This is a genomic window from Nocardia africana NBRC 100379, from assembly GCF_001612635.1.
In the GTDB taxonomy this organism is placed as follows: domain Bacteria; phylum Actinomycetota; class Actinomycetes; order Mycobacteriales; family Mycobacteriaceae; genus Nocardia; species Nocardia africana.
Map to the genome: position 1 here is coordinate 1 of NZ_BDAV01000054.1, position 3,231 is coordinate 3,231.

General features: G+C 65.8%; 2 protein-coding genes and 1 pseudogene. 1 reads left to right on the top strand and 2 read right to left on the bottom strand.

Annotation, left to right across the window (positions count from 1 at the left end; translation table 11 throughout):
* Positions 1-393, bottom strand: a pseudogene (locus NA3_RS35015) (hypothetical protein); the annotation flags it as partial.
* Positions 394-1,303: 910 nt separating this feature from the next.
* Between NA3_RS35015 and NA3_RS35020 the strand changes: the two are divergent.
* Positions 1,304-2,146 (top strand): MmyB family transcriptional regulator, encoded by an 843-nt coding sequence (locus NA3_RS35020; RefSeq protein ID WP_084492123.1) that lies wholly within the window; start codon positions 1,304-1,306, stop codon positions 2,144-2,146.
* A gap of 415 nt (positions 2,147-2,561) precedes the next feature.
* On the opposite strand, the gene NA3_RS37935 is transcribed toward NA3_RS35020, so the two are convergent.
* On the bottom strand, positions 2,562-3,231 hold a 670-nt coding region (locus NA3_RS37935), incomplete at its 5' end, for a hypothetical protein (RefSeq protein WP_167355097.1).

A 3,231-nucleotide genomic window follows, 5' to 3' on the forward strand; every position in this document is an offset into this window, starting at 1 on the left:
GCCCACGACCGCGCCCGCGGCGGCCATTGGTGCGCCGGCCGCGACAGCTCCGGCCGCGCCGCCGATACCGGCACCGGCCAGAGTTGCGCCGCTGACCCGGTCCGAGCGCCCTGCCGGGATACCGATCGAGTCCAAAGCGGTGGCGACCTGCGCTTCGGCACCGGCCGCGGTGGTGTTGATGCAGTCACGTGCTTGGGGTGGAAGCCAATCCGGTGCCGGGCCCTGCCATTGACCGATACGAATCGTGTTGTCCGGCGGCGCAATCGGCGCGACCGGCGCCACCGGCTCGGGCAGATGCAAGTCTTGCACCTGCACCGGCGGTGCCGGGTCGTCGGCGGGTTCGGGGCGCGGGGTGTGCCCGTTGCGGACCTCGGGTGGCTGCTCGACATACACCGGCTGAGGCTCGGGTGCCGGTTCCGGTTGAGGTTCCGGCGCAGGCGGCGGTGGCGCGGGTGGGGGCGGCGGTGTCGCGGTGCCGGGCTGGGAAGGGCTGGTCACGCCAGGCTGGTCCGCGATCGAAGACGTCGATGCACCCGCCGGGCCGGCGCACGCGAGGGCGATCAGCAGCGGAACGGCACCGGCAACCACGAGCGACGCAGGTCGGGACTTCCCTGCCGGTAACCGCTCCCCCCTTTTGTTGGGTGTCGCGGTTCTTCTCGTGGCGTTTCTGAATCCTGTTTTCGGCATGCCGAATAAACCCTTCGAACGGAGGGAGATAAAGAGGAAAGAATGAATGGTGTGGCGTTTCGGGAATCAGCGCCCCGGCGTCGTCAACGCCGACTGACCCGGGGCGCTGATCCGCCGTTTCAGCAGTTCAGAGGAACGGCAGGACGAGCGAGAGCACTTGGGCGGCGATCGTCAGTCCGTTCGAGACTGCCGCAGAACCGGTATCGATCCAGGAAAGAACGACCATCGGATCCACAATCAATTTCCCTTCGAAGCAGGAGCAGTTGCCCTACCATCAAAACGCGGAAAATTATGGTTCGCCAGGCGTTGAAGGGATGGAGTTTTTATATATACCCGCGCTAGCCCCACAAAGAGATGGGTTTACGTGCGACAGCGGCGAAAATTGATACTCGCAGTATCCCTCGAAATTTTTCCCGCCCGTCGCCGATTGGTGGACACCACGTGGTGAACACCGCCGTGGGGTCGCGGTCGAGCGCGCCTCTTCGCCATTGAGACCGCTGGTTGTTCGTTGCCGCCATCGCGGGATTCTGGTAGGAACGAAAGCGCTCGGGGGAGAAAACTTTTCACCAATTCCTGTATTCGCTGACACGAAAGTGTCGCCGTTCGAGGGGGTTTCATGACCACCACCACACCCGATTCACCTCACGCTCGACAGCCACCGGATGTCGCCCGTTTGGCTGGTGATGTGCCGGTTGGAATTCCTGCACTCGGTCCCTGGCTACGGGTGATGCGCGAACACCGCGACCTGACCCGCGAGCTGGCCTGCCAGTACACACACATCAGTGCCACCTATCTCAAGTCGATCGAGGTTGGTTCGGCGACTCCACGCCGGGAGACACTCGACAAGATCATCACCGGTTACGAACTCTCACCCGCCCAGCGTCGCCACACCATCGACTTGTGGGAACCCGCCGAAGTCCTGGCTCCACTGGACGAGCTGCGTGAGCGTATAGCGACTCCTGGTCGCCGAGGTGAGTTGGCGCCATGGGACGCCCGGGCGATCGCTTGTGGCTTCTGCGATCCCCTGTGGAATGTCGTGGCGGCCAACCAGCAGTTCCAGAACCTGTTTCCCGGCCTGGACCAAGCCGAGAACAACCTCGCCATCTGGCGATTCTCCTCGGCTGACGAATCGGGTCGCCAGGATCCCGAGGAGGACGCCCAGTTCTTCGTGGCGACTCTGCGTGCGGCGTTGGGCCGCTTCCGCGATGCGCCAGAGGGAGCCCGGCTTCTTCGACGACTCGCCGGCAGTGCCCGATTCGCTGGGCTGTGGCGCAGCGGGGTCGAGGTCGCCTACGACGTTGGTCCGTCTCCGCGCCGCTGGGGCGACCGGGATGACCTGGTCACCGTGCAGGTCACCGAGCTCGTCGAGGAACCCGGGGTTCGCTTGTTCTTGGCGTATCGATCGCGCGCTGCGGGGCATCAGGGCGCGGACGACGTTGGGGCACAACCTGCTTCATAGTGTGAGGGAGGTGTTGGTGTGTCGACTGATAAGCATCCAGACACCACAGATTTTGAGGACGCCGCGGATGCAGTGGCGGCCCCGCACGAGCCGACCTACCCGGTCTCTGTCGGCGCTCGCGCTCTGCACAAGTCCGAAGCGTGGTATCTGCGGCAGCTGAAAGCCGGCGCGCTGCCGGGACATCGGGCCGGGCGAACATGGTTTCTCACCGCCGCCGACATCGCCGCCGCCATCGAACACACCGCCACCGCCGCCACGCCAGCGCAGCGGCCTACCTCGCCGTCGGCGCCGCAGCACCGGCGCCGTCGGCGGCGACGCCCCGGACCCCCGTGACGGTGTGCGTCACGGGCGGGCGTGGCCCGGAGGGAAGACCGCCAGGTGTCCGCCTGTTCCCTCCCGGGCCACGTTCATGCACTCACCCGCGCCAACTTGGCCCCGCGGGGGTGAGCTGGCCCTGCCACCACCCAACCCGAGGTGGAAACCGCAGCTCGGACGCGGTGAACGAGTAGTCGAGCGTGTCTCCCGTGCCGGGGTTGGTCATGCGTGCGCCGTAGATGAAGTCAGCGTTGGCGGGGCGCGTGGTCCACAACGCTTCCCATTCCGGCACCGGGCTGCAGACCTCGAGCAGCCGCTCGCGCTCACCGTCGGGCATCACACACTCGATCAGTGGCGCGGCACCCCAGATCAGGCCGTGGGCGATCGTGCGCCAGTCCTGCCCGAGTAGCTGCCGCGTCCAGGGGTCGGCGACGAGCCACTCGTAGATGCTCACCCCGGCGCGCAGATGCATCAGGGACTGACACGCCTGGTTGGCGGCGACGATGCGGCCCATGACGGTGTTGAGGATGAACACCGGCACCGTGATCGCCTCGATAGCGCGAAGCTCCAGATCACAGGGGGCACTGTCGTCGGACCGCAGCCGTCCCTCCCGCGCCGACAGAAGCAAGCGAACGTTGTTGTCCTGGACTTCCAAGGCTGCCAACACTTTTCGAATGTTGTCGTCGACGAGCGGACGCCTCTTGAGTTCTATCTTCTTGATCGTGTCCGCCGCCAGCCCGACCTGCTGGCCCAGCTGGAGCCGGTCCAAT